Annotated in this window: 24 protein-coding genes; 13 read left to right on the forward strand and 11 right to left on the reverse strand. The window is 68.7% G+C overall.

The genetic code is table 11. The features are described 5' to 3' along the window. The first annotated feature begins 7 nt into the window (after positions 1-7). Genes AB0J62_RS15505 through AB0J62_RS15525 form a run of 5 tightly spaced genes read left to right on the forward strand, consistent with a single transcriptional unit; the run spans position 8 to position 6,462 of the window. Positions 8-1,837 carry a PQQ-binding-like beta-propeller repeat protein gene (locus AB0J62_RS15505; protein ID WP_363870001.1) on the forward strand — a complete coding sequence of 610 codons (1,830 nt, stop codon included), beginning with the start codon at positions 8-10 and terminating at the stop codon, positions 1,835-1,837. Continuing rightward, the gene (locus tag AB0J62_RS15510; RefSeq protein WP_363870005.1) at positions 1,834-3,762 is read left to right on the forward strand and encodes a hypothetical protein; all 1,929 of its coding nucleotides are present in this window, start codon (positions 1,834-1,836) and stop codon (positions 3,760-3,762) included. Before AB0J62_RS15505 ends, AB0J62_RS15510 begins: the two co-directional genes overlap by 4 nt. A gap of 17 nt (positions 3,763-3,779) precedes the next feature. Beyond that, on the forward strand, positions 3,780-5,012 hold the full coding sequence (locus AB0J62_RS15515) for a DegT/DnrJ/EryC1/StrS family aminotransferase (RefSeq protein ID WP_363870009.1): 1,233 nt from the start codon (positions 3,780-3,782) through the stop codon (positions 5,010-5,012). Next, positions 5,009-5,737, forward strand: coding sequence for a hypothetical protein (locus AB0J62_RS15520; protein WP_363870012.1), 729 nt, complete (start codon positions 5,009-5,011; stop codon positions 5,735-5,737). Before AB0J62_RS15515 ends, AB0J62_RS15520 begins: the two co-directional genes overlap by 4 nt. Then, complete coding sequence (locus AB0J62_RS15525; protein ID WP_363870015.1) at positions 5,731-6,462, forward strand: amidohydrolase family protein; 732 nt, start codon at positions 5,731-5,733, stop codon at positions 6,460-6,462. Before AB0J62_RS15520 ends, AB0J62_RS15525 begins: the two co-directional genes overlap by 7 nt. On the opposite strand, the gene AB0J62_RS15530 is transcribed toward AB0J62_RS15525, so the two are convergent. The 4 genes from AB0J62_RS15530 to AB0J62_RS15545 all read right to left on the reverse strand — a co-directional run bounded on the left by AB0J62_RS15530 (position 6,459) and on the right by AB0J62_RS15545 (position 8,895). Next, positions 6,459-6,983 (reverse strand): GNAT family N-acetyltransferase, encoded by a 525-nt coding sequence (locus AB0J62_RS15530; protein ID WP_363870018.1) that lies wholly within the window; start codon positions 6,981-6,983, stop codon positions 6,459-6,461. The two genes, AB0J62_RS15525 and AB0J62_RS15530, sit on opposite strands and share 4 nt — an antisense overlap. Positions 6,984-7,043: 60 nt before the next feature. Beyond that, the gene (locus tag AB0J62_RS15535; RefSeq protein ID WP_363870021.1) at positions 7,044-7,361 is read right to left on the reverse strand and encodes a hypothetical protein; all 318 of its coding nucleotides are present in this window, start codon (positions 7,359-7,361) and stop codon (positions 7,044-7,046) included. A gap of 55 nt (positions 7,362-7,416) precedes the next feature. Next, positions 7,417-8,073: a type II CAAX endopeptidase family protein gene (locus AB0J62_RS15540; RefSeq protein ID WP_363870024.1), complete on the reverse strand. Its 657-nt coding sequence runs from the start codon at positions 8,071-8,073 to the stop codon at positions 7,417-7,419. A gap of 237 nt (positions 8,074-8,310) precedes the next feature. Beyond that, positions 8,311-8,895, reverse strand: a complete 585-nt coding sequence (locus AB0J62_RS15545; protein ID WP_363870027.1) for a TetR/AcrR family transcriptional regulator — start codon at positions 8,893-8,895, stop codon at positions 8,311-8,313. Positions 8,896-8,941: 46 nt separating this feature from the next. Between AB0J62_RS15545 and AB0J62_RS15550 the strand changes: the two genes are divergently transcribed. Then, entirely contained in the window at positions 8,942-11,359 is a 2,418-nt protein-coding gene (locus AB0J62_RS15550; protein WP_363870030.1) for a glycoside hydrolase family 3 C-terminal domain-containing protein, read from the forward strand. 43 nt (positions 11,360-11,402) lie between these two features. Here AB0J62_RS15550 and AB0J62_RS15555 read toward each other — a convergent pair whose 3' ends face one another. Further along, positions 11,403-11,525, reverse strand: a complete 123-nt coding sequence (locus AB0J62_RS15555; protein WP_363870035.1) for a hypothetical protein — start codon at positions 11,523-11,525, stop codon at positions 11,403-11,405. On the opposite strand from AB0J62_RS15555, the gene AB0J62_RS15560 reads away from it, so the two are divergent. Next, on the forward strand, positions 11,524-11,982 hold the full coding sequence (locus tag AB0J62_RS15560) for a site-specific integrase (protein WP_363870038.1): 459 nt from the start codon (positions 11,524-11,526) through the stop codon (positions 11,980-11,982). The genes AB0J62_RS15555 and AB0J62_RS15560 overlap by 2 nt on opposite strands. 10 nt (positions 11,983-11,992) lie before the next feature. Here AB0J62_RS15560 and AB0J62_RS15565 read toward each other — a convergent pair whose 3' ends face one another. The 4 genes from AB0J62_RS15565 to AB0J62_RS15580 form a co-directional block, all read right to left on the reverse strand. Further along, positions 11,993-12,373, reverse strand: a complete 381-nt coding sequence (locus AB0J62_RS15565) for a VOC family protein (RefSeq protein ID WP_363870041.1) — start codon at positions 12,371-12,373, stop codon at positions 11,993-11,995. Between the two features lie 401 nt (positions 12,374-12,774). Next, positions 12,775-13,590, reverse strand: a complete 816-nt coding sequence (locus AB0J62_RS15570; RefSeq protein ID WP_363870044.1) for an oxidoreductase — start codon at positions 13,588-13,590, stop codon at positions 12,775-12,777. Positions 13,591-13,819: 229 nt separating this feature from the next. After that, positions 13,820-14,077: a hypothetical protein gene (locus AB0J62_RS15575; protein ID WP_363870047.1), complete on the reverse strand. Its 258-nt coding sequence runs from the start codon at positions 14,075-14,077 to the stop codon at positions 13,820-13,822. A gap of 250 nt (positions 14,078-14,327) precedes the next feature. Beyond that, on the reverse strand, positions 14,328-15,356 hold the full coding sequence (locus AB0J62_RS15580) for an NAD(P)/FAD-dependent oxidoreductase (RefSeq protein ID WP_363870050.1): 1,029 nt from the start codon (positions 15,354-15,356) through the stop codon (positions 14,328-14,330). Positions 15,357-15,494: 138 nt separating this feature from the next. Between AB0J62_RS15580 and AB0J62_RS15585 the strand changes: the two genes are divergently transcribed. The 4 genes from AB0J62_RS15585 to AB0J62_RS15600 all read left to right on the forward strand — a co-directional run bounded on the left by AB0J62_RS15585 (position 15,495) and on the right by AB0J62_RS15600 (position 18,150). After that, positions 15,495-16,118: a TetR/AcrR family transcriptional regulator gene (locus AB0J62_RS15585; RefSeq protein ID WP_363870054.1), complete on the forward strand. Its 624-nt coding sequence runs from the start codon at positions 15,495-15,497 to the stop codon at positions 16,116-16,118. A 271-nt stretch (positions 16,119-16,389) separates the two neighbouring features. Beyond that, positions 16,390-16,743, forward strand: coding sequence for a hypothetical protein (locus AB0J62_RS15590; protein WP_363870057.1), 354 nt, complete (start codon positions 16,390-16,392; stop codon positions 16,741-16,743). Then, complete coding sequence (locus tag AB0J62_RS15595) at positions 16,682-17,497, forward strand: ABC transporter ATP-binding protein (protein ID WP_363870060.1); 816 nt, start codon at positions 16,682-16,684, stop codon at positions 17,495-17,497. Before AB0J62_RS15590 ends, AB0J62_RS15595 begins: the two co-directional genes overlap by 62 nt. Next, entirely contained in the window at positions 17,494-18,150 is a 657-nt protein-coding gene (locus tag AB0J62_RS15600; RefSeq protein WP_363870065.1) for a hypothetical protein, read from the forward strand. Before AB0J62_RS15595 ends, AB0J62_RS15600 begins: the two co-directional genes overlap by 4 nt. On the opposite strand, the gene AB0J62_RS15605 is transcribed toward AB0J62_RS15600, so the two are convergent. Further along, on the reverse strand, positions 18,151-19,197 hold the full coding sequence (locus tag AB0J62_RS15605; RefSeq protein ID WP_363870068.1) for a LacI family DNA-binding transcriptional regulator: 1,047 nt from the start codon (positions 19,195-19,197) through the stop codon (positions 18,151-18,153). It lies immediately after the preceding gene. Between the two features lie 4 nt (positions 19,198-19,201). Beyond that, on the reverse strand, positions 19,202-21,562 hold the full coding sequence (locus AB0J62_RS15610) for a glycoside hydrolase family 3 N-terminal domain-containing protein (protein ID WP_363870071.1): 2,361 nt from the start codon (positions 21,560-21,562) through the stop codon (positions 19,202-19,204). 267 nt (positions 21,563-21,829) lie between these two features. On the opposite strand from AB0J62_RS15610, the gene AB0J62_RS15615 reads away from it, so the two are divergent. Continuing rightward, positions 21,830-23,176 (forward strand): extracellular solute-binding protein, encoded by a 1,347-nt coding sequence (locus AB0J62_RS15615; RefSeq protein ID WP_363870074.1) that lies wholly within the window; start codon positions 21,830-21,832, stop codon positions 23,174-23,176. 31 nt (positions 23,177-23,207) lie between these two features. Further along, complete coding sequence (locus AB0J62_RS15620) at positions 23,208-24,149, forward strand: sugar ABC transporter permease (RefSeq protein WP_363870077.1); 942 nt, start codon at positions 23,208-23,210, stop codon at positions 24,147-24,149.

The following is a 24,149-nucleotide window of genomic DNA, read 5'->3' on the forward strand; positions in this document are numbered from 1 at the left end:
TCCGGACGTGACCGAAAGTCCGACGGTCACCAACCTCGGTCCGGCGTCCGCCGTGACCTCGACGAGCGTCGCCGAGCAGGTCGGCGACCGGATCTGGACCATCACCTCCGGCGTCTCGCCCGTCCAGGTCGGCGCGTTCGACCCGGTCAGCAAGACCGTCGACCACAAGTTCTCGCTGCCGACCGGTGCCGGCGCATGGGCGATGACCCACCTCGGCACCGACCTGTACATCGGCCTGTACACCCCCGGCGACGTCTACCGGGTCGACACCACGACCGGCACCGCGACCAAGGTCACGCAGTTCGGCTCGTTCATCTGGTCGATCGCCGCGACGCCCGACGGCAAGATCGTCGCGGGCACCTACCCGGACGGCGCCGTCCACGAGTACGACCCGGCCACCGGCGCCACCAGGTCGTACGGCGCTGCCGTCGCCGGCGAGCAGTACGTCCGCAGCATCGCCGCCGACGCGACCACGATCTACGCCGGCGTCGGCACCAAGGCGCACCTCATCGCTATCGATCGCGCGACCGGCGCGCGCCGCGACGTACTCCCCGCCAAGTACGCCGGCCGCACCTTCGTCGCCACTCTCGCACTCGACGGCACGAAGCTCGCGGCAAGTCTGTCCCCTACCGGGACGATGCTCGTCTATGACACCGCCGACCTGATCAATCCGGTCGAGGTCCAAACACCCGGCGGCGACCAGTACATCACCGCGATCACGACCGACGGCGCCGACATCTACCTCGGCACACGTCCGTCCGGCACGCTCTACCGCTACCGCGACAACACGCTGACCAGACTCGGTTCGCCGTACGACGGGGCGTACTTCAACCGGATCTTCGTCGACGGCTCGACGATCCGCGCCGAGCTGACCAGCCAGGTCGTCGACTTCAACGAGGCAACCGGCGAGTTCAGCGGCACCGATCTCGGTCAGGCCGGTCTCCCGCCCGCGCCCGAGCAGGCGATGGCGATCGCCGCCACCTCGACCTCCGTGCTGGTCAGCGGCAAGGCCGGCATCCAAGTCCACGACCTCGTCACCGGAGCCAGCACGCGGACGTTCCTCCCCGGCGAGGCGAAGACGCTGACGCCGATCGGCCGAGAAATCTACCTCGGCGTCTACACACTCGCCCGCCTGTGGCAGATGAAGCCCGACGGCTCCGACCTGCACGAACTCGGCCAGGTCGGCAACGAGCAGACCCGCCCCACCGACTCGGCGTACGACGCCGGGTCCCGCACCTGGCTGATCTCCACCGAACCCGACTACGGCAAGTACGACGGCACCCTGGTCGAGCAGCACCTGAGCAACGGCCAACGTGAGGTCCACCGCGGCGTCGTGCCGCAGCAATCCGTCCGATCGGTGACCACAGCGGACGGCATCGCCTACCTCGGCGGAGCGACCCGGAACAGCCTCGGCACCGACCCGATCTTGCCCGAGGCAACCGTCGTCGCCTACGACCTGGGCCGCGACAAAACGCTCTGGGAAACCGCTCCGTTGCCAAAGGCGCAAAGCTACAGCGATATCGTCGTCTACCGCGGCCGCCTGTACGCGACGACCGATGACGGCCGACTCGCGGTCCTCGATCCGCGCACCGGCAAGCTCGTCAACAACGCCACCCTCGGCACCGGTCAGAGCCGGCTGACGATCGCCCGCTCCGGCCTGTACGGCACAGACAACCAGCGCGTCTTCAAGATCACGCCTGCCCTGCAGATCACCACTGTGGTCGACAACCTCGGTGCCCAGATCTACAGCTATCCGTTGATCACCACGTCCCACAACGGCGACGCGCTCTACACGATCAAGGGCCGTGACCTCGTCCGGATCGGAGGACTCCGATGATCATCTCCCGCCGTACGGCGCTCGCCGGCGCCCTGGCCGGCACAGCGCTCAGCACCTTGCCCATCACGGCCCACGCCGAGGACGGCCCCATCGACGGATCCACGCTGCCCAGCGCCGGTCCCGCGGTCGTGACTGCTGCCGTGGTCGCGATGGCGGTGCACGAAGGCCACGCCTACGTCATCAGCCGCGGCATCGTCCCTCCCCGCCTGACCGAGATCGACCTGACCACCCGCCTGGTGACCAGGACCGTCGAGCTGCCGTCCGGCGAGGGCGGCTGGGGTATCACTGTTGCCGGAGGCAAGGTCTACGCCGGGCTGTACCCGGTCGCCGACGTCTACTGCTTCGATCCCGCCGGCGGCTCCGTGACCCACGTCGGGACGCTGGCCGGCGCAGGCGGCTTCGTCTGGGACCTGACGACGGCGCCTGACGGTCAGGTGTTCGCGGTCAGCTATCCGAACGGCGCCGTCTGGCAGATCGACCCCGCGACGAACACCCCGACCCAGCTCGGAGCGCCGGTGCCCGGGGCGCAGTACGGACGATATGTCGGTGCCGCAGGCAACTATGTGTACGCCGGGATCTACACGCCCTCCCAGCTGGTCGGGTACGACCGGAGTACGAAGGTCTTCCGGGATCTCACGCCCGAGGCGTCCCGCGGGCAGAACTTCGGGCCGTTCGCGGCGACGGACGACCGGATCTTCGTCGGCAGCAGCCAGGCGGTGCTCAGCATGGCGCTCGACGGCACCAATGTCCGCAGTACACCGCTCCCCGACGGCGAGACCGGCGTCGACGCGATCACGGTCGCCGCCGACGGCACGGCATACCTGACGACTCGGACCTCGGGCACTGTATGGAAGTGGGCGCCGGACGGGCTCGTCGCGGTGGCGACACCGGCGCCGCAGGACGAACACCGCAAGCTCGAGTTCCTCGATGCGACCACGCTGCTCGGCGCGACCGGGTCCGGCGTGCTCTGGTGGCTTGACGTCACCACCGGTTCGTTCGAGTTGCTCGACCTGATCGACGCCGGGTTCACGCCGGCGCCGGACAAGCCGCAGTCGATCGTGCTCGGCGACCCGCACTTGTACGTCGGCGGTCACTGGGTGATCACCGAGCATGCCGGTGACACGACCCGTCGCCTCCGCGTCGCGGGCGAGGCGAAGACGCTCACCTGGGTGCGCGGCGAGCTGTACTCCGCCCTGTACCCGAGCACCGAGGTCGTCCGCGTCAACCCGCGGACCAAGGAGGTCCATAGCTTCGGAACGATCGATCACGAGCAGATCCGTCCCTGGCAGGCGGCGTACGACGAGAAGTCGAAGCTGCTCGCCATCGCGTCGGCGCCGGGCACAGGCAAGCTCACCGGCGCCCTCACGCTACTGGACGTGCGGACCGGCGAACTCGACGTGCACTACGGGATCCTGCCCGACCAGAGCGTCATGACGGTCTCGATCATCGACGGCATCGCGTACCTGGGCGGGGACGTCGTGGGCGGTGGTGGCATCACGCCGACCCGTACCGCGGCCGCGATCGCCGCCTTCGACCTCTGCCGGCGCGAGCTGCTCTGGACCGTCGAACCACTCGCCGGCGAACGCTCCATCCAGAGCGTCGCGGCCCACAACGGGATCCTGTACGGCGTACTGAAACGCACGAGCGGCGGCTGGTTCCGGTACGACCTGCGGACGAGGACCGTCGTACGTGGTGAGAACAAGCTGTCCGGCTATGGTCAGCTCCACGCTGACCGGACCGGCGTCTACTGTGAGACGAACTTCGGCGGGAACCTGTACCAGCTCGGCCCGGGCCCGGCGAAGCTGCTGGTGAACAACCTGGGTGACGGCTGGTACACCGTCCCGCAGCTGACTCCGGTCCGCGACGCCCGGCACAGTGTCTGGGGGCTCGCGGATCGCGACCTCGTCCGACTACCGTTGCCCTAAGCAAAGGATTTCTTGCGATGGAGAACAGTCAGCTCGCCAAGGACGGCGGTACGCCGGTGCGGGCGCAGCCGCTGCCGTCGGTGATGAATGCCAGCGGCCGGCGGTTCGGCGACGACGAGGTCAAGGCGGTCGAGCGGGTGCTCCGCAGCGGCATGCTCTCGGCCACCTGGGGCACCGAGGTGCCCGCGCTCGAGCTGGAGTTCGCCTCGCTCCTCGGTGCCGGGTACGCCGTCGCTTGCAGTTCGGGTACGGCGGCCCTGCACCTGGCCGTCGCCGCGGTGAACCCCGCGCCGGGTGACGAGATCATCACCACGCCGATCAGTGACATGGGCACCGTCTTCCCGATCATGATGCAGAACGCGGTACCGGTGTTCGCGGACGTCGACCCGATCACCGGGAACCTGACGCCGGAGACGGTCGCGGCCGCGATCACGCCGCGGACCAAGGCGGTGATCGTCGTCCACCTGTTCGGCAAGCCCGCACGGGTGCGTGAGCTGCGCGAACTGTGCGACCAGCACGGGATCTTGCTGATCGAGGACTGCGCGCAGGCGTACCTCGCGCCGGTCGGCGACTCGTTCGTCGGCCGGATCGGACACATCGGCTGCTTCAGCCTGCAGCAGACCAAACACATCAGCGCCGGCGACGGCGGGCTCACGGTCACCGACGACGCGCAGAAGGCACGGCGGATGCGGCTGTTCGCGGACAAGGGCTGGCCACGCGATACCGACGAGCGGACGTACCTGTTCCTCGCGCTGAACTACCGCATGACGGAGCTCGTCGCCTCGGTCACGCGCGCCCAGCTGAACCGTCTCCGCGGCGTCATCGAGGACCGTCGTACGGCGGCTCTCCGGGCGACCGCCGGGATCGAAGACCTGGCCGGCATCACGCCGCCACCCGACGGACACGACCACGTGTACTGGCAGTACCCGCTGATCATCTCCGAAGCGGCCGGCGACATGCGTGAATGGGCCGCCGCCCTGACAGCCGAGGGCATCCCGGCGAACGGCGGGTACCTGACCAGCCCGCTGTACGCCGCGCCCGCCGTCCGCGACCGGATCACGTACGGAGACTCCGGGTTCCCACTGCAGGACGTCTCCTACCCGGTCGGCCTGTGCCCGAACGCGGAGGAATTGATCAACAACCGCCTCCTCGTCCTGCCCTGGAACGAGAACTACACCGAATCCGACGTCGACGACATCGTCACGGCGATCCGCAAGGTCCACAAAGCCCTGGCCATGGAGGCTTCATGACCGACACTCCCCTGCTGCTCGACTGCGACATCCTCGTCGGGCACGAGGTGACAACCGGGCGCTGGAGCCGGCCCGAGAAGGTGCGGGAGGTGCTCGACGCGAGCGGGATCTCCGGCGGGGTCGTGTCCGCGCTGCGGGCGGTGCACTTCGACGTACCGTCGGGGAACGACGAGGCACGGAAGGTTGCTGAGGGCAACGGGTGGACGTCGTGCCCGGTGTTGGATCTGCGCGATCCGTTGGGCGCCGAGAAGGAGCTGGAGCGGCTGCTGTCTGGTGATGCTCCGCCGCGAGCGGTGCGGTTGGCGCCGACCGCACAGAGTGTGGAGCCGAGCTTCCCGTCGTTCGGCCACATCGTGCAGCTGCTGGTCAACGCGGGCGTCACGATCTTCGCCGAGGGCGACGTACGCAAGGTCGGACCGGCGCTGCGCGGGCTCGGGGCGCGCGTGGTCTTCCTCGACACGCACTTCTACTACCTCGGCGACTTCGTGATCCTGGCCCGCTCGGAGCCCGGCTTCCACACCTCGACCCGGATGCTCACCGGACCCGACTCGCTCGAGATCGTGGCCGCGGAGGTCGGCGCGGACCGGCTCGTTCTCGGCTGCCGGACGCCGTTCCACGAGACCCGCTCGGTGGTCCGCCGGCTGCTGACGTCCAAGCTCAGCCCGGACGAGATCGCGCAGGCCGGCAGCGGCAGCCTCACGACCCTCCTGGAGCCCGCATGCTGATCGACGTACACGCCCATTGGGGTCCGTGGTTCTTCTCGATGGACACCGCGAGCATCGACGTCAACCTCGACCTGATCGATCGCTTCGGCATCGACCTCCAGCTGGTCTCGTCGATCGAGGGCATCGTGTACGACGCCCCGCTCGGCAACCGCTCGCTGGCCGAACAGCTCCCGGTCGACGAGCGGCTGCGCGGGATGATCGTCGTCGACCCGCGCCGCCTCGACGAGGCCCGGACCGACCTCGACGTCCTGCTCGCCGGGAACGGGCGGTCGCGGTGGGTCGGCGCGAAGATCCACAGCGAATACAGCCGTACGCCGATCAGCTCGCCCGCGATGCAGGCCGCCATCGAGCTCACCACGGAGTACGGCCTGCCCACGCTCGTGCACACGTGGGGCGACACCGTCGTCGATCTCGCCGACGTCGCGGCGCGGGTGCCCGAGGCGCGGGTGCTCGCCGGTCACATGGGCGCGAACGGCTGGCCGCGGGTGCCGGAGGCGGCCGAACGGTCCGACCGGATCTGGTTCGAGCCGTGCTGGTCCGCTCCCGAGGCGAATCGGATCCGCTGGATCCTCGACCGGATCGGACCGAGCCGCCTGATGTTCGGCACCGACGCGACGTTGATCGACCCGTCGGTCGCGCTGGGTGCGCTCGAGGCCGCCGAACTGACCGCCACCGAGCACGAGGCCATCACCTGGCAGAACGCGAAGGCGCTCTTCGGGCTCTAGCGGGAGGTCACGAAGACGAGGATGTCGTGCTCCGGGCCGCGGACTTCGGGCTCCTGCCAGCCGAGGTGGCGGTAGAAGGCGATCGCGTCGTGGTTCTGGTTCCAGGCGAGCAGCCAGGCGTGGGAGCGCTCACGGGTGGCCGTTTCGAGCAGGCGGCGCGCGAGGCCGGTGCCACGGGCGTGTTCGAGTACGCCGAGCTCGTCGATCTCGAACGCGCCGACGAGCAGTTCGTTCACCTGGTCAGCGCCGAGCCGGTCGAGGACGCTGCCGTACGACCGGTCGGTCCGGAACGGCGCCGGCGTCGTCCAGCCAGTCACGAACCCGGCGATCCGCCCGTCGTCCGTACGCTCGATCCACGCCTGGAACCCGTCCCGCTCCGCGTCCGACTCGAGCCGCTTCCGGAACGCGCTCCGGGTCTGCTCGGGGTCCCGGTGCTCGAACGGCGGCGCCGTGAACACCTCGACGTACGCCGTCGTCAGTTCGTCCGCGATCTCCAGCACGTCCCGCCCATACGTCTGCACCGCTCCAACCTAGCGTCGGAGCGGTGCTTCCTGCGACTGGGTTGCAGGAGAGTGCAGCGCTCAGTTGGTCGGCGCCGGCTCGAGGTCCGCGGGGATCACCGCGGGCGCGGTGATCATGGGATCCGGTGTGGACGCGATCGTCTCAAGCTCGGTGCGGAATTGCGGCAGCATCCAGCGCAGCGGCTGGTCCAGGACCCGCGCGATCGTTGCCTCGTCGACCCGGAGCAGGTCGCCGATCCGGGCGAGCGCGTCCGGCTCGTCGGTGGCGGCGTACAGCAGGTGGACGACCTCGTGCCGGTGCGCGAACACGGCGAGTGCCGCGGCCGCCAAACCGGCATCGATTTCGGGCGGACTGGTGATTTCCCCGTTGACTGTCACGACAACCTCAACCCGTCAGAGCCGTGATCGGTTACGTGTCAGTCTTTCCGGCCGACTAGCTGGGGAGCCAGGAAACCTTTCCGAGCAGGTACGTCGCGCCGATCAGCGCGGCGGTGTCGATCAGGGTGTGGGCGACCACGAGCGGCATGACGCGGCCCCAGCGGCGGTACAGGTAGGTGAAGATCACGCCCATGATCACGTTGCCGGCGAAGCCGCCGAGGCCCTGGTAGAGGTGGTACGAGCCGCGGATGAGCGAACTCGTCACGGTCGCCCGGCGAACGGACCAGCCGAGTTGGTCGAGCCGGTGGTTGAGGTAGCCGAGCACGATGACTTCCTCGAGGACGGCGTTCTGCGCGGACACCGCGATCAGGATCGGGATCCGCCACCAGTAGTCGGGCAGCTGCGACGGGTCGACGGTCAGGTTCGCGCCGGTCGCGTGTGCACCGATGTAGAACAGCAGGCCGGCACCGCCGATGACCGCCGCGATCGCCGTACCACGCCCGAGATCCCGCAACCGGTCGCGCAGGTCGAAGCCGATCGTCCGCAGGGTCTCGCCGCCCCGCGCCAGAAAATGCCCGACCAGCGCGACCGGCACGAGCGCGGTCACGATCGCGAACACCTGCCAACTCAGATCCAGCCAAGGCCGCCCCGGCGCCCGCGACCCGACGATCACCGCCGTCTGCCCACCCAACGGCTTCCCGGACGTCAACACCCCCGCAAACGAGATAACCGCAGCAACACCCGACGCCCCCAGAGACAACGCCAGCACCAACCAGATCTCCCGGCTGAGCACCCGCCGGCTAACGCCGGCGGGCGGAGTGAAGGAGGCAGGGGCGCGAGGAGCGGTGGGCGCCGCAGGCGCGGGAGAGATGGTGGGCGCCGGGGGCGTGGGTGGTGCGGTGGTTTGGTCCGCTGGTGGGGTGGGGTTTTCGGCGGACTTCGTCATGGGTCAACTATTGCGCGTCGGGCCAGCCAGTAGGTCGAGGAGGTGGTGGAAGGCGTCGGCGGGGTCGGCTGTGAAGTCGTACTGGGATTGGACTTGCAGGCCGTCCGACAGGGCGATCAGGAGGGTGGCGATGGTGTCGGGGTCGGCGTCCGGGGTGAGGGTGCCTTCGGATTGGCGGGTGCGGATGGTTTCGGCCAGGCGAGTGCGGAGGGCCGCGTAGCGGTCTACGAAGAAGGCGTGCGAGGTGTGGTCGGGGTCGCCGGCCTCGGCGGAGAAGGTGGAGTAGAGCTGGACCAGCCCGGGGACCGTGCCGTTGTGGCGGATGACCGCCTGCAGGCCGTCGATCGAGTCGGTGGCGTCGATCCGCTCCATGTCCGCCTCGTCGCGGGCTCGCAGTACGGCCTCGAACAGCTTCTCCTTCGAGCCGAAGTAGTGCAGCAACCCCGCCTCGCTGAGCCCGACCGCGGCGGCCAGTTCACGCGTCGACGTCTTCCGGTAGCCGTGCCGCGCGATCACCTCGAGGGCGGCCCGCAGGATCTCCTCCCGCTTCGCGACACCCTTCGCATACGGACCTCTGGAAGTTGCCATGACTAAAACCTAGCATCACTCGGTTTTCGCACGTACAGTCTTCGCCATGAACTTCGACGACCTGCTCGGCCGGCTCACCCTCGAGGACAAGGTCCGGATCCTCACCGGCCAGGACTTCTGGTCGACCTACGCGCTCCCTGAGATCGGGCTCCGCTCGATGGTGCTGTCCGACGGCCCGAGCGGCGTCCGCGGCCCGGTCTGGGACGAGCGCGACCCGTCGCTCAACCTCCCGTCCGCCACCGCCCTCTCGTCCTCGTGGGACGTCGAGATCGCGCATCGGTACGGCGTGGTGTCGGCGCTCGAGGCGCGCCGCAAGAACGTCGACGTCGTCCTCGGCCCGACGATCAACCTGCACCGTTCCCCGCTCGGCGGCCGGCACTTCGAGGCGTTCAGCGAGGACCCGGTCCTGACCGCGGAGCTCGCCGCGGCGTACGTCGCCGGCGTCCAGGAACTCGGCGTCGGCGCCACCCCGAAGCACTACGTGGCGAACGACTTCGAGACCGACCGCTTCACCGCGAACGTGGTCGTCGACGAGCGCACGCTCCGCGAGGTCTACCTGCTCGCGTTCGAGAAGGCCGTGACCGAGTCGAAGGCGTGGCTGGTCATGAGCGCGTACAACTCGATCAACGGCGCGACCGCCTCCGAGAACGACCTGCTCGAGACTCCGCTCAACACCGACTGGGGCTTCGACGGCGTCGTGGTCAGCGACTGGACCGCCGTCCGCAGCGTGGAGAGCGCCAAACACTCCCAGGACCTCGCGATGCCCGGCCCGATCGGCGCCTGGGGCGACGCGCTGCTCCAAGCCGTCCGGTCCGGCGAGGTGAAGGAGGACGCGATCGACCGCAAGGTCCTCCGGATCCTCGCGCTCGCCGCCCGCGTCGGCGCCCTCGAAGGCTACGAGAAGCCGGCCGGCGTGCCGCAGGTCGACGGCGTCGCCTTCGCCCGTACGGCGGCGGCCGAGGGGACCGTCCTGCTCACCAACAACAACGAACTGCCGTGGGCCGACCTCCAACGCGTCGCCGTCATCGGCCACAACGCCCGCGACGCCCGCACCCAGGGCGGCGGCAGCGCGACCGTCATCCCGTCGGCCGTCGTCTCCCCGCTGGACGGGATCCGCAACGCACTCCCGAACGCCGAGGTCACCTACTCGATCGGCGCCGTCGTCCAGGAAGGCGTCGCCGAGTTGCCGCCGGCAACCATGACCAATCCGCAGACCGGCGAGCGCGGCGCCCGCGTACGCTTCCTGGCCGCCGACGGCACCGAGCTGTACGCCGAGGACCGCTTCTCCAGCGCACTCGTCTACCTCGGCGGCGACGCACCGATCGCCGAGTCCACGGTGTTCGAGTTCCGCACCAGCTGGACCCCGGTCGAGTCCGGTGCGATCAAGCTCGGCTTCGCCTCGGTCGGCCGCGGCCGGATCTTTGCCGACGGCAACCTTCTGCGCGAGGACACCGCGGTCCCGGTCGGCTCCGACCTCGGTGCCGCGCTGCTCTCACCGCCGTCGATCTCGACACCGCTGGACGTGACCGCCGGTACGCCGGTCGACATCCGCGTCGAGCTCGATCTGCCCAAGCTGGAAGGCGGTCTGAGCAACGCGTTCGGCATCGTCGTCGGCGTCGAGCCGAGCAACGACGACCCGCAGGCCTTGATCGACGAGGCGGTCGCGGCGGCCCGCGCCGCGGAGGTCGCACTGGTTGTCGTGGGCACCAATTCGAAGGTCGAGTCCGAAGGCTACGACCGCACCTCGCTCGCGCTCCCCGGCCGCCAGGACGACCTCGTCCGCGCGGTCGCCGCGGCCAACCCCCGTACGGTGGTCGTGGTCAACGCCGGCTCCCCCGTCCTCCTCCCCTGGCGGGACGACGTCGCGGCCACGCTCGTGACGTACTTCGGTGGCCAGCAGTACGGCGACGCGCTCGCCGACGTACTCCTCGGCCGGACCGAGCCCGGCGGTCGCCTCCCGACCACCTGGCCGCGCGTGGAGGAGGACGTACCGGTCATCGACGTCACCCCGAAGGACGGCGTCGTGCGGTACGACGAGGGCATCCACATCGGCTACCGCGCTTGGCTCAAGGCGGGCACCGAGCCGGCGTACGAGTTCGGCCACGGCCTCGGGTACACCACGTGGGAACTGTCCGGCCTCCGCGCCAACGACCCGACATCGGTCGCGCTGACCGTCCGCAACACGGGCGACCGCGCCGGCAAGCACGTCGTCCAGGTGTACGCCGAACGCGCCGACAGCACCGTCGACCGCCCGGCGCGCTGGCTGGCCGGTTTCGCCGTCGTACGCCTCGACGCCGGTCAGGCGCGGGAGATCACGGTCGCCCTGCACAACCACACCTTCGAACACTGGGCTGTTGCCGAAGAAGGGGCAGGCTGGACAGCTGAGCCGGGCACCTTCACCCTCCGAGCCGGCTCGTCCGTGTCGGATCTCGCACTCACCGCCGAACTGGAGATCCTGCGCTAGCTGCCCAGCTGGGCGAGCCCCGGCGTCCGCTCGACGGACGCCTTCAGCCCGACGCCGGCCGTCCGACCACGCGACGACCGGTGTCGGACTGCCAGTACAAGACCGACCGCCCGGACCGGCGGCGCTCCAGCAACCCGCGGTCGGTCAGCACCCGGAGGGTCATCATGGACGTCGCGGTCTCGGCCGGGCTGCGCGTCGCCGGCGAGCCGATCCACTTCACCCCGCACGACTTTCGGCGTCTGTTCACCACCGAGATGGTGTCGGCCGGTCTGCCGCTGCACATCGCGGCGACTCTCCTCGGGCACCGCAACCTGGACACCACCCGCGGTTACACCGCGGTCTTCCCCGAAGAAGTCATCGCCGCCCACCAGCACTTCATCGAACGCCGCCGAGCCACCCGTCCAGACGGAGAGGTGCGTACCGCGACTGGGGAGGAGTGGGCCGAGTTCGAGAACCACTTCTTGCTGCGAAAGGTTGCCCCTGGCGACTGCCACCGCCCATACGGCACCCCATGCGTCCACGAACACGCGCAACTAGATCACAGCGCCATGCAAGCGCGGGGCCCGGCGCTGCATGTCCTCCGGCATGCGGGCCTCACGCCGGAACACCTCCGCTCGCAGTAGCTGATGGTGGTCAGCAACCCGAATCGAGGCGCCGGTTCGCCAACTCATACAGGTTGCCGTCTGGTGCCCGGAAATGAATCCACTCCCAGTTCGAGTCCACACCCAAGCCGCCGACGATCTCGATTCCGGCAGCTATCAGTTCGTCCCGGGCCCGACGCACGTCATCGACCTCGAACAGCGGAACCGGCCCCCGAGCCTCAGCCGTGAACAGGCCATAGTACGGATCACCCGGCGCCATGATCTGAATCTCGTCGCCCTCGCTGGTCTCGAACTCCGCTGTCGTCTCGTGGTCGAAGCCCAACCGAAGCCCCATAGTCTCTGCCAGGAACGACTTCATTGCCTGGTAGTTGGCGGTCGGGATTCCGACCCATCGGACGTTCTTGACCTCCATCGGTCAACACCTCCTGTCGGATCTTCAGACTTCGACCATCCCATCCGACAACGACAGTTTGGGAACTCGTTCGCCCACCAGGGCACATGTTCCGCTCGTCGAGAACGACGCCGCCAACCTGGTTGGGGCTGCCGAACCGCTTCACAGGTTCAGTGAAGGAACCCGTACCACTTCAACTCAAAGCGCGAGCCGCCCGGCATGCCCGTGCTCCCCGGGCAGCTGATCGACCGCCCGGGCCGGCTGCAGCCCGACCGGCCCACGCAGGTCTGGCGCCAACGCGACCATGCAGCCAGTCTCTGCCCCGAGCAGCCCTATCCGCATCACAGTGCCATCTCGGGACGTCGGCGACGTCGCCGGCACACGGCGCATCGCCCGCCCGACCGGCGCGGGTGTACTGCGGATCAGCCGGCCAGTCGGTTGAGCTTGCGGATTTGCTTGTCGAACGCGCGCGAGGGCACGATCCGGCGCAGGAGGCTGACGCGTGCGGCCATCGAGCCGGCGGTGTACCGGAGCTTGGGCTTGGCATCGGTGGCGGCCGCGACTATCACCTTCGCGACAACGTCCGGGTCGTCGGCGTTGCGCACGGCCGTGGCCAGCACGTCTCGGGCGACCTCCCGCTGCGCGGCGTAGACCGGAAGAGGCGAGTCCGGTGCCTGGCTGCTCGCCTCGAAACTCGTGCTCGTGTAGGCCGGCTCGACCAGTAGCATCCGGACGCCGTGCTCGCGAAGCTCGTGGTCGACGGACTCGGCGTAGCCCTCGACCGCATGTTTGGCGGCGGCGTACACGGCCATGAACGGGGCGGGGATCAGACCGAGTACCGAGGAGACGTTGACCACGCGGCCACTGCCCTGGGCACGCAGGTGGGGGAGCACCGCGTTGGTCATCCGCATCAGGCCGAAGACGTTGATGTCGAAGACCTCCTTGGCCTGGTCGATCGAGCTCTCCTCGCCGGCGCCGACCGCGCCCACGCGTGCGTTGTTGACCAGGAGGTCGATCCGCCCGAACAGCTCGATCGCCTCTTCGACCAGGGCGCGGACCGACTCGTCGCTGGCCACGTCGAGATCGAGAAACGTCACCCCGGCGAGCGGCCCGGCGTTCGCCGCGTTACGGCTCGTGCCGACCACCGCGAAGCCGGCGTCCACGAGAGCGAGGGCCGTCGCCCGCCCGATCCCGGAGGAAGCGCCGGTCACGAGGGCCACTGGGTGAGCTGTCTGCATGTTGGTTCCTTCGGTTGTGACATGACTTTGTCGTGCGCTGTGCGGGTCGCCTGTGCTCAGGTCGACACGGGATTCTGTGGGCGTCGCATCGAGACCGCGGCCGGCCTAGTGGGCCATCACGGGCTCGCCCTCGGACGGCTCCAGAGCCCGATTCGGGATCAGGACCGCGGCGATCACCGCACCGACTACGAAGAATCCGGAGCCCCAGGCCAGAGTGGCCGTGTAGCCCTCAACCCCGGCCGGTGTTGATCAGCGCCGAGGCGACACCAGCGTCCTCGTGGTGAATGCCCGCAGTCGCTCCCTGGATCGCGGTGCTCATCACCGCGCCGATGCCGAGACCCAGCAGGATCAGGCCGGGCATGATGTGGGTGGCATAGGTGCTGTACAGCTCGAGCCGGGTCAGCAGCGCCTTACCGGCCGCGGCGACCAGGAAGCCGGCGCTGACGACGAGCTTCGGGCCCACCTTGGGCAGCACCAGCGAAGGCATCGTGGTCCACCGCGGGTCCGGGACAGCACGACTCGCAGCGGCAGGAGCGGATGCGCGACCTTGGACTCCAGCCAGACGAGCCGCGAAGGCCCGCGTCTTTCCTTCCGGAGGCGGGCACCCCGCGGTCAACGCTGGCACTCATTTCTCCCCTTGCTCGGTGGGCATGACTGAAACCATCTGGAATCTGATCGGTTTCCTCACCGATGAAGGTCAGGCGAGGGTGACGGGCTGAGATCTCAGGGCTTCGAGATCATCGTGTGGCAGCTTTGGCGCTCACCTCGGCCATCGCCTGGAGGGCCGCGTCGGTGTCCGCGATGGCCAGCACCTTGTTGATGTCGATGCCGGCCAGTGCGCCGGCCGCTGCGGAGGCCCCGACCTGGGCGACCGGATCGGTGACGTTGCCGGCCACCCACACACCCGGCACCTCAGTCGTGCCGGCCGGGCCGGAGGCGAAACCGCGGCCCGTGTTCGGCAGGTCCTGGACCGGCAGGCCCAGACCTTCCAGGCCCTGGGTGCGGGCCTGCAACTGCGGGACGACGGCCAGAATGCGGCGGGCCACGACCTGCCCGTCGGCCAGGCGCACCCCGGCGATGGCACTGTCCTGGTCGTTGACGACCTCGGTGACCGGCGTGTCGACGACGCGGACACCGCGGGCGGCGAACCGGGCGCGGCTGTCCTCGTCCAGGTCAGTGCCGTGGGTGAAGTAGATGAGATCCTCGGTCAGCTGACGGAACAGAAACGCAGGGCCGATGGAGGCCGGGCCGGTGGCGAGGACGCCGATGGGCTCATCGCGCACCTCCCAGCCGTGGCAGTACGGGCAGTGCACCACGCTGTGCCCCCAGTGCTCGGCGAGCCCGGGCACCTCCGGCAGCACATCCCTGAGGCCGGTGGCCACCAGGATGCGGCGAGCTGTGATGCTGCGGCCGTCGGCCAGCGTGACGCTGAATCGCAGGTCCCCGTCCGCCGACGGGGCGGCCGGCTCCGCCGAGACCACCTCGTCGTGCACGACGCGTCCGCCGTACTGGCGCACCTGCTCCCGGCCCCGCCGAAGAATCTCCGACGGCGGGGTGCCGTCCAAGGCCAGCAAGCCATGCACGGCCTCCGCGGGCGCGTTGCGCGGCGAGCCGCTGTCGATCACGACGACCGAGCGGCGGGAGCGGGTCAGCATCAACGCACCGTTCAGCCCCGCGGCGCCGCCGCCGATCACCACCACGTCGACGGTCCCCTCGGGCAGTGCGTCGCTCACGGAATCCTCGCCGACGGGCGTTCCCTGGGTCATGACTTCAACCTCCAAGCCGCCTCCGCGGCGTCGCGGTCCTGCAAACAAACACAGACTGGTTATGTACTGAACTGTCAGAAACGTAGCCAGTTCTGTACTGAGTTGTCAAGAACGATGCGTTGGAGCTACCTTCTTCGCATGGCGAGACCACGAAGTTTCGACCGCGACCACGTCCTCCATGCCGCCGAACGGCAGTTCCGCACCACTGGCTACAACGGCACGAGCGTGGACGACATCAGCGCCGCCACCGGCCTGGGCCGCGGCAGCCTCTACGCCACGTTCGACGGCAAGCACGGCGTGCTGCACGAGGCGCTGTCCGTGTACTTCACCCGGCTGGCGCAAGGTGCACCGAAGGCACTCGCCGGACCGGACGAGAGCGCCATGGAACGACTGCACGCGTACCTGCTCCGCGCCGTCCACGGGGTGCCACTCGCCGCCGACGTACCCCCCGCCCCCGATCGGGCGGCAGGGGCCTGCTTCGCCGCCAAGATGGCCTTGGAAGTCGGCGCCTCCGACTCCGAGGTCAAACGCCTGGCCAACGACTGCTTCTCCGTCCTCATGACGGCAGTGGCCGACTGCGTGCGAGCGGCACAGCGCAACGGCGACCTCGACCCCGAAGCGGACGCCGACGACCTCGCATACCTTCTGCTGACCATCGTCCGCGGCACCGACGTCGTAGGCGCCTACGGCCACAGCCCCGCCCGCCTGACCTCGATCGCGGAGAGCGCATTCGCCTTGCTGCCGCGCCCCCGCCACCGCTGAGAAGGGGACCCATGAGCAGCATCCCGGTTCCCGACGAGATGACCCACTACTCGTCGCGACGCCGACGGGATGAGGCCGACGAGCTGGCGTGGTCAGCGGAGCGACGCGGCTGACAGGTGTGACGTGGCGAGACCACTCCCAGCAGGCCACTGTCCGACTCGACGCCGCCGGTCTCTTCTTGATGATCGGCGCGGATCGTCGACCAGCCAAGTGAGCTCGGCCCGGGCTACAACGGCACGGGCGCTGCCGGTGCGCTTGACGAGTTCAGTGAATGTGCGTACTCGTTGCCGTCGGCAGCTTCGGCTACTCGGCCTCCCTTGCCCAGCAGGAGGTTCTCGTCGACCTCACTCCGGCCGAGCTGCGCGGACAGGTGCTCGGGCTGGAGTCGGCACTGCGCGGTACGACCTTCGGCGTGGTCGCGATCCTGGCCGGTGCTCTGGCCGACCTGACCTCGGCCGCTCCGGCGATGACGGCCTTCGCGGCCGCGTCCCTGGTCGTCTCCGCGATCCTGACCGGCCCGCTGTCCCGGGTGATGCGGCCCGCCGGCTCGATAGGCTCGCACCATGGAAGTGGTCCGGCTGCGGAAAGTCTCGAAACGGTACGGGCGGCGGGAGATCCTGGCTGACGTCGACCTGCAGGTGAACGCGGGTGAACTGCTGGCACTGGTCGGCGCCAACGGCTCCGGCAAGTCCACGGTCCTCAAGTTGATGATCGGCCTGTCCCGGCCGTCGGCCGGATCGGTGCAGCGCAACGTCACTGTCGTCAGCTACGTCCCGGACGTGTTCGCGTCGCACGATCGGCTCTCGGCCTCGGCGTACCTGAGGCACATGGGACGGATCCGCGGGCTCAGCACGCGTACGGCGCAAGCCCGCGCCGACGAGCTACTGGACCGCCTCGCGCTCTCGGGCGGGGCCGACACACCGATGCGGAAGCTGTCGAAGGGCAACGCGCAGAAGGTCGCGCTCGCTCAAGCACTCCTCAGACAACCTGAGCTCCTCGTCCTCGACGAACCGTGGGCCGGTCTCGACGCCACCGCTCACAGCACGTTGCGCGAACTCCTCACCGAGACCGCCGCACACGGCGCCGCCGTCGCCTTCACCGAGCACTCCGCCCAGGTTGTCCGTTCGACGGCGACCCGGGTCTGCGAGATCGAGCGCGGCCGGCTGACAGCGCTCACCCATCAGACAAGTCTGACCGAGATCTCGATGGTTCCGGGCGCGGCCATCGATTGGTCGCGGTACCCGGACGTGGTCGAAGTACGACCGCACGAGGCAGGCATCACGTTGACGGTGCCGACCGGCCGCCACGACGCAACGCTGCTCACGGCCCTGCAACACGGCTGGTCGGTCACGACGGTCCGCCAGGTGAGGTCCGAGTGACTGCCCTCTACCGCTACCTGCTCACGAGCGTCCTGCTCTCGCAGCGCTACCTCCCGCCGACACTGATCTTCCTGGCCGCGCTGGCCGTTGGTACGACGTCGGACAACGGCCCGCTGCAGTCGTCGTACGCGTTCTGCGTGCTCGCGATGCTGGTCTGTACGACGTGGCTGACCGTGAGCATCGTCAATCACGAGGACCCGACGCAGCGGCAGATCACGGTCGTGACGGTCGGGAGCTCGCTGCAGGTTCTGGCGACGACTGTCGCGGTCGTCGTGACATGGTGTGTGCCGCTGCTGATCATCGGGCTGGTCTACCCGATCGTCACCGGCAAGCATGTCGTCACCGCCGGCGATCTCGCGGCTGGTGCGGCCGCGCAACTCGGCGCCGCGCTGATCGGCGCGGCGATCGGGCTGCTGTGTTCGCGGCTGGTGATCCGGCGGATCGGGATCGCGATGCTGACCGCGGCCGCCGCGATCCTCGTCGTACTGCTGCTGCGGTGGGTCTCCCCGATCCGCCCGATCATGACCGTGCTGTCGAACGACAGGACGGCAGGCGCCAACGCGGTACCGCTCACCCTCCTCGCTGCGCTGTCCGTGGTCGTGCTGGTCGCCGCGGTCTACGTGACCAACGCCCTCGCGGACCGGAAGGAATGATCAGGACGCCGCGACGGACGACAACTCGAGCGGTGCGGCCGAGCCGCGCACGATCAGGGTCGTCGCCAGCTCGACGTGGTGCGAGGCGACCTGCTCGCCGGCGGCCAACTGCAACGCCGTACGGAGTGCGACCGCGCCCATCTCGCGCAGTGGCTGCCGCACCGTGGTGAGCGGCGGCGAGGCGAGCCGCGCCACCTCGGTGTCGTCGAAGCCGACCAGGCTGAGGTCCTCGGGCACCCGCAGACCGCGCGCCCGCGCTGCCTCGAGGATCCCGAGCGCGACCTCGTCGCTGCCGGCGAAGATCGCGGTCGGCCGGTCCCGCAGATCCAGCATGAAGGAACCGCCGGCGACGCCGTCGTCGTAGAGGAAGTCGCTCAGCCAGATGTACTCCGGTGGCACCGTCGCACCGACCGCGTCCATCGCGCTGCGGAAGCCGCTCATCCGGGCCCGGTTGCAGCCCGAGGTCGGCTGGCCGCCGACGTACCCGATCCGGCGGTGGCCGAGGGACAGCAGGTGCTGGGCGGCGGCCATGCCGCCGGCGAAGTTCGTCGACCCCACACTCGTGACGTCGGGCTGCGGGATGTTCGCGGGGTCGATCACCACGAGTGGCAGCCGGGCCCGCGCCAGCGCGGCCAGGTCGGCATCGGCCAGTTGGCTGGTGAGCCCGATCGCGGCCCGCCGGCCGTTGCCGATGAGCGTGCGGATCCATCGCGCCGCCCGCCCGCTGCTCGACGCCTGCGGGTGCGGCGGGTGGGCGTTCAGAACGACGTCGACGCCCTCGGCCTGGCCCGCCTCGACGACGCCTTGGATGACCTGGACCGAGTACGCGTTCAGCACGCCCTGGTAGAACAGCTCGATCGTGTCCCGCTGCACCGGGTCCGGGCGGCGACCGACGTACCCGTGCTTCTCGAGGATCTCCTGGACCCGCGCACGAGTGACCGGCGAGACGTCGCTGCGCCCGTTCAGCACCTTGGAGACGGTGGCGACCGAGACACCCGCGGACCCGGCCACCGTCGCCAGGGTGACGCGACCCTTCAACCGAGTCATCTGGTCACCCTCCTCCTGGATCCTCTGCGATCGTGACCGGCGTCGTCAGGACCCGGTCGTGTCCGACCACCCTCACATCACCGGTGATCCGCACCGAAGCGCGACACGGCAGGTCCAGCGACGACGTGCCCATCATCACTTCGAACTCGCCGGGCTCGACGATCCGTCTCAAATCCGGGCCCGTGTAGGCCGTGCGATCGGCGTGCACCTGGAACGTGACATCGACCGCCTGCCGCGGCTCGAGCGACACCCGCGCGAACCCGGTCAGCAGCTTCAACGGCCGCGCGACCTGGGCGACAACGTCCCGCAGGTACAACTGCACGACCTCGTCACCAGCACGCTCGCCGGTGTTCCGCACCCGCACCGTCGCCGTGAACTCGCCGTCATTCGCGATCTCCGGCGTGCTGAGCCTGAGATCGCCGACCTCGAAGCTCGTGTACGACGCGCCGTAGCCGAACGGGTACAACGGCCGGACCTCGAGGCCGCTGATCCCGGCACTCTCCACACTGCCGAGCGCCGGCTGGAGGTACGTCCCGGGCTGCCCACCGACATGCCTCGGAATCTGGACGGGCAACTTCCCGCTCGGCACGATCCGCCCACTCAGCACACCGGCGATCGCGGCCGCACCTTCTTGCCCCGGGATGAACGCCTGCACGAGTCCGGCGACCCGGTCCGCAAACTCTCCGAGCGCATACGGCCGCCCCGAAACCACCACCAGAACAACCGGCTTCCCGGCGCCGAGCAGCGCATCGAGCAGCTGCCCCTGCACACCCGGAAGCCGCAGGTCCTCGGCGTCGCATCCTTCACCGGACGTCCCGTGCCCGAACAGACCGGACAGATCGCCCACGAACGCCACCACTGCATCGGCTTCGCGGGCCGTCGTAACAGCCTCGTCGAACCCGGAGCGATCGTCGCCCATGACCTCACAGCCCTTTGAATACGAGACTTCCGCGCCGGCCAGCTCTTTGCGCAAGGCATCCAGCGGCGTCGCGATCTCGATCCCCAGCCCGCGCTCGGGGTACCGCGGCAGCACATGGTTCGGGAACGCGTAACAGCCCATCAAGGTGCGCGGATCGTGCGCCACCGGCCCGACGACGGCAACCTTCGCGAGGTTGGTCAGCGGAAGCGCCGTGCCCGCGTCCAGCAACACCACGGACTTCTCTGCCAGCTCGGCCGCGATCGCACGATTCTCCGCCGAGTCGAGCTCAACGGACGCCTGCACCGAACCCTCCGGCGTCCAGTCCTCGTCAAGCAGGCCGAGCTCGATCTTCTGCAGCAGCAACCGCCGCGCTGCCCGGTCCACGAGTTCCTCGGACACCTCGCCCGACTTGACCTTGTCCACCAGTCCGGCGAACCCGATCGTGTCCGGCAACTCGACGTCGGTCCCAGCCGTCAACGCCAGCGCGCCGGCGTCCGCATTGTCTGCCGCGACCCGATGCATCGACGCCAGGAACGGCACTGCCCAGTAGTCCGAGACGACGGTCCCGTCGAAGCCCCACTCGCCCCGCAGTACGTCGGTGAACAGCCACGGGTCCGCACTCGCGGGCAGTCCGTCGATGTCGGCGTACGAGCTCATCACCGACCCGGCGCTGGCCGTCGCGATCGCGGTCTCGAACGTCGGCAGGATGATGTCGAGCAGCTCGCGCTTGCCCATCGACACCGGCCCGTGGTTGCGGCCGGCGCGCGAGGCGGAGTACCCGGCGAAGTGTTTCAGCGTCGCGAGCACGCCCGCACTCTGCAGGCCACGCACGTACGCCGAGCCGAGGATCGCCACCAGGTAAGGGTCTTCGCCGATCGTCTCCTCGACGCGGCCCCAGCGATAATCGCGGACGACGTCGAGCACCGGCGACAGTCCCTGATGTACGCCGACCGCGGCCATGTCCCGCCCGATCGCGGCTGCCATCCGCTCGACCAGCGACGGGTCGAACGTCGCGCCCCAGGCGATCGACGTCGGGTAGACGGTCGCGCCGTACGTCGTGAAGCCGGTGAGGCACTCCTCGTGGACCAGTGCGGGGATGCCGAGTCGGGAGTTCTTCAGCACCACCTCGTGCTGCCGGACCACCTCGGCGATGCCCTGCTCGACCGACAGCGGGTAGCTGCCCCAGACCCGGGTGAGATGACCGAGGCCCTCGCGGCTCGCGTCCTCCAGCGACTGCGAACCGCCGGCCGAGAAGACGTCCTCCATCGGTGCGACGTTGATCGTCTCGTCCTCGGGAAGCTCGCTGTCGGCCATGTCGTTACCGGCCCAGCGACTGCCCAGCTGGGCGACCTTCTCCTCCAGCGTCATCGCCCGCAGCAGCAGTCCGACCCGCTCGGCGGCAGGGAGCGCCGGGTCGCGCCAGGGCCGGTCAGTCGAGATGGACAAGAAAATCTCCCTTGATGAACGTTCTTTTCGGTGAGCAATTATCGAAAAGTTTTCGAAACTCTCCCGACATCCCCGGCGATCGGCCTGAGGACCGTTATTCGCCTGTAACAGCAGGCGTTTGCGTGACCTCACTGTGACCCCAAAGTGCCCTTAGTTCAAGTCTTGACAGCACTATCTCCGAAACCTATGTTTCGAAAACAAGTCATATCGGCAGGTGCTTCCGCAACCTGCGGGGCAGCATGGAGTACGGAGATCACAGTGGATCCGATGACGACATCCCGTCGTACCTTCCTAGGCATGGTCGGCGGCGGCGCATTGGCGGCCGGCCTCGCGGCCTGCGGCAGCTCCGGCCCGAGTAGTACGCCCGGTTCCACCACCGGAGCGGCGGCCGGCAGCGGCACGACGTACTGGTTCCTCACCGGTCAGCCCCAGCAGGGCATCCGGGAGGCGCAGGTCAAGCGGTTCAACGACGCGAACCCGAACAGCAAGATCAAGACCACCGAGTTCCAGAACGACGCGTTCAAGGCGAAGATCAAGACCGCCATCGGCGCCGGCCAGGGCCCGACGCTGATCTGGGGCTGGGGCGGCGGCGGCCTGAAGGCGTACGTCGAGGCCGGCCAGGTCGAGGACCTGACCGACTGGTTCAACCAGCAGACCGACCTGAAGAACTCGATCTTCCCGTCGGCCTTCACGGCGGCGACGGTCAACGGCAAGCTCTACGCCGTGCCTGGCGAGACCGTCACGCCGATCGTGCTGTTCTACGACAAGCGCTCCTTCGAGAAGATCGGCGCCCAGCCGCCGCAGTCGTGGGGCGACATCATGGACCTGGTGCCGAAGTTCAACGAGAAGGGCATCGCGCCGTTCTCGCTCGGCGGCCAGTCCCGCTGGACCAACATGATGTGGCTGGAGTTCCTCTTCGACCGGATCGGCGGCAGCGAGGTCTTCCAGAACATCTACGACGGCAAGAAGGACGGCTGGTCCGACCCGTCCGCGCTGAAGGCGCTCGACGAGATGCAGAAGCTGATCAAGGCGAACGGCTTCATCAAGGGCTTCTCGTCCATCACCGCCGACTCCAACGCCGACCAGGCGCTGCTCTACACCGGCAAGGCCGCGATGATGCTGCACGGCGCCTGGACGTACGGCAACATGAAGTCGTCCGGCAAGGACTTCGTCACCGGCGGACACCTCGGCTACATGAACTTCCCGCCGGTCGACGGCGGCAAGGGCGACCCGTCCGACACCGTCGGCAACCCGGGCCAGTACATGTCGATCTCCTCCAAGGCGAGCCAGGCCGACAAGGACAACGCGAAGAAGTTCATCGCGAACAACACCCTCGACGACGCCACCGTCGACGCCTGGGTGAAGTCCGGCAACATCCCGGTCGTGAAGAGCGCGAAGGACAAGCTCTCGTCGATCACCGACAAGAACGACTCCGAGTGGCTGAACTTCGTCTACGACACGGCGGCGAACGCGAAGAACTTCGCCCAGTCGTGGGACCAGGCCCTCAGCCCGACGCAGGCCGAGACCCTGCTCGACAACATCGCCAAGCTGTTCCAGCTGTCCATCTCGCCGCAGCAGTTCGCCGACAACATGAACGCGGTGATCGGCCAGTGAACCTGTCACACCTCGAAGGCCAGGAGATTCCATGACCGTGACCGCTCCGCCCGTCGCCCCGGCGACCGGCCGCAATGTCTCGTCCGGCGCCGGGGGGTCCCGCGTCGGGCGGAGCGGTCCGGTCGCCTGGATGGTGCTGCCCGCGCTCGTGCTGTTCGTCGTGTTCGGGGTCGTGCCGCTGATCGGCGTGGTCGTGCTGAGCTTCACCCAGTGGGACGGCCTCGGCCCGATCCATGCCAACGGGCTCGCGAACTGGCGCACGGTGCTGTCGGATCCGCAGACGTGGCACAGCGTCGTCGTGACGTTCGAAATCATGATCCTGTCCTGGGCGGTGCAGACCCCGATGAGCCTGCTGCTCGGTACGTTCCTGGCCGGCCGGCAGCGGTACCGCGCGTTCCTGGCCGTGCTGTACTTCATCCCGCTGCTGCTCAGCTCGGCCGCGATCGCGATCACGTACAAGGCCCTGCTCGATCCGAACTTCGGCCTCGGCGCGGGCCTGCATATCGGCTTCCTCACCCAGGACTGGCTCGGCAAGAGCAACCTCGCCATCGGCGTGGTGATCTTCATCGTGTCCTGGCAGTTCATCCCGTTCCACTCGCTGATCTACCAAGGCGGCGTACGGCAGATCCCGACCACGATGTACGAGGCCGCCTCGATCGACGGCGCCGGCCGAGTCCGGCAGTTCTTCAGCATCACGGTGCCGCAACTGAAGTACACGATCATCACGTCGTCGACCCTGATGGTGGTCGGTTCGCTGACCTTCTTCGACCTGATCTTCGTACTGACCGCGGGCGGCCCGGGCGACGCCACCCGGGTCCTCGCCCTCGACATGTACAAGCGCGGCTTCATGTCCAACCAGATGGGTCCGGCCAGTGTGATCGCGTCCATCATCGTGCTGCTCGGCCTGGCGCTCGCACTGCTGCTCCGGCGGCTCGGCGGCAGTACGACGGCCAGCCAGCAGGAAGGTGCCTGA

Source organism: Kribbella sp. NPDC049584, assembly GCF_040675555.1.
In the GTDB taxonomy this organism is placed as follows: domain Bacteria; phylum Actinomycetota; class Actinomycetes; order Propionibacteriales; family Kribbellaceae; genus Kribbella.

What these genes read in the sequence shown, in the direction of transcription:
- AB0J62_RS15510 (WP_363870005.1), top strand. Translation starts at nt 1,834, where the DNA reads ATGATCATCTCCCGCCGTACGGCGCTCGCCGGCGCCCTGGCCGGCACA.
- AB0J62_RS15515 (WP_363870009.1), top strand. Translation starts at nt 3,780, where the DNA reads ATGGAGAACAGTCAGCTCGCCAAGGACGGCGGTACGCCGGTGCGGGCG.
- AB0J62_RS15520 (WP_363870012.1), top strand. Translation starts at nt 5,009, where the DNA reads ATGACCGACACTCCCCTGCTGCTCGACTGCGACATCCTCGTCGGGCAC.
- AB0J62_RS15525 (WP_363870015.1), top strand. Translation starts at nt 5,731, where the DNA reads ATGCTGATCGACGTACACGCCCATTGGGGTCCGTGGTTCTTCTCGATG.
- AB0J62_RS15545 (WP_363870027.1), bottom strand. Translation starts at nt 8,895, where the DNA reads ATGGCAACTTCCAGAGGTCCGTATGCGAAGGGTGTCGCGAAGCGGGAG.
- AB0J62_RS15550 (WP_363870030.1), top strand. Translation starts at nt 8,942, where the DNA reads ATGAACTTCGACGACCTGCTCGGCCGGCTCACCCTCGAGGACAAGGTC.
- AB0J62_RS15560 (WP_363870038.1), top strand. Translation starts at nt 11,524, where the DNA reads ATGGACGTCGCGGTCTCGGCCGGGCTGCGCGTCGCCGGCGAGCCGATC.
- AB0J62_RS15555 (WP_363870035.1), bottom strand. Translation starts at nt 11,525, where the DNA reads ATGATGACCCTCCGGGTGCTGACCGACCGCGGGTTGCTGGAGCGCCGC.
- AB0J62_RS15565 (WP_363870041.1), bottom strand. Translation starts at nt 12,373, where the DNA reads ATGGAGGTCAAGAACGTCCGATGGGTCGGAATCCCGACCGCCAACTAC.
- AB0J62_RS15570 (WP_363870044.1), bottom strand. Translation starts at nt 13,590, where the DNA reads ATGCAGACAGCTCACCCAGTGGCCCTCGTGACCGGCGCTTCCTCCGGG.
- AB0J62_RS15575 (WP_363870047.1), bottom strand. Translation starts at nt 14,077, where the DNA reads ATGCCTTCGCTGGTGCTGCCCAAGGTGGGCCCGAAGCTCGTCGTCAGC.
- AB0J62_RS15580 (WP_363870050.1), bottom strand. Translation starts at nt 15,356, where the DNA reads ATGACCCAGGGAACGCCCGTCGGCGAGGATTCCGTGAGCGACGCACTG.
- AB0J62_RS15585 (WP_363870054.1), top strand. Translation starts at nt 15,495, where the DNA reads ATGGCGAGACCACGAAGTTTCGACCGCGACCACGTCCTCCATGCCGCC.
- AB0J62_RS15590 (WP_363870057.1), top strand. Translation starts at nt 16,390, where the DNA reads ATGTGCGTACTCGTTGCCGTCGGCAGCTTCGGCTACTCGGCCTCCCTT.
- AB0J62_RS15595 (WP_363870060.1), top strand. Translation starts at nt 16,682, where the DNA reads ATGGAAGTGGTCCGGCTGCGGAAAGTCTCGAAACGGTACGGGCGGCGG.
- AB0J62_RS15605 (WP_363870068.1), bottom strand. Translation starts at nt 19,197, where the DNA reads ATGACTCGGTTGAAGGGTCGCGTCACCCTGGCGACGGTGGCCGGGTCC.
- AB0J62_RS15615 (WP_363870074.1), top strand. Translation starts at nt 21,830, where the DNA reads ATGACGACATCCCGTCGTACCTTCCTAGGCATGGTCGGCGGCGGCGCA.
- AB0J62_RS15620 (WP_363870077.1), top strand. Translation starts at nt 23,208, where the DNA reads ATGACCGTGACCGCTCCGCCCGTCGCCCCGGCGACCGGCCGCAATGTC.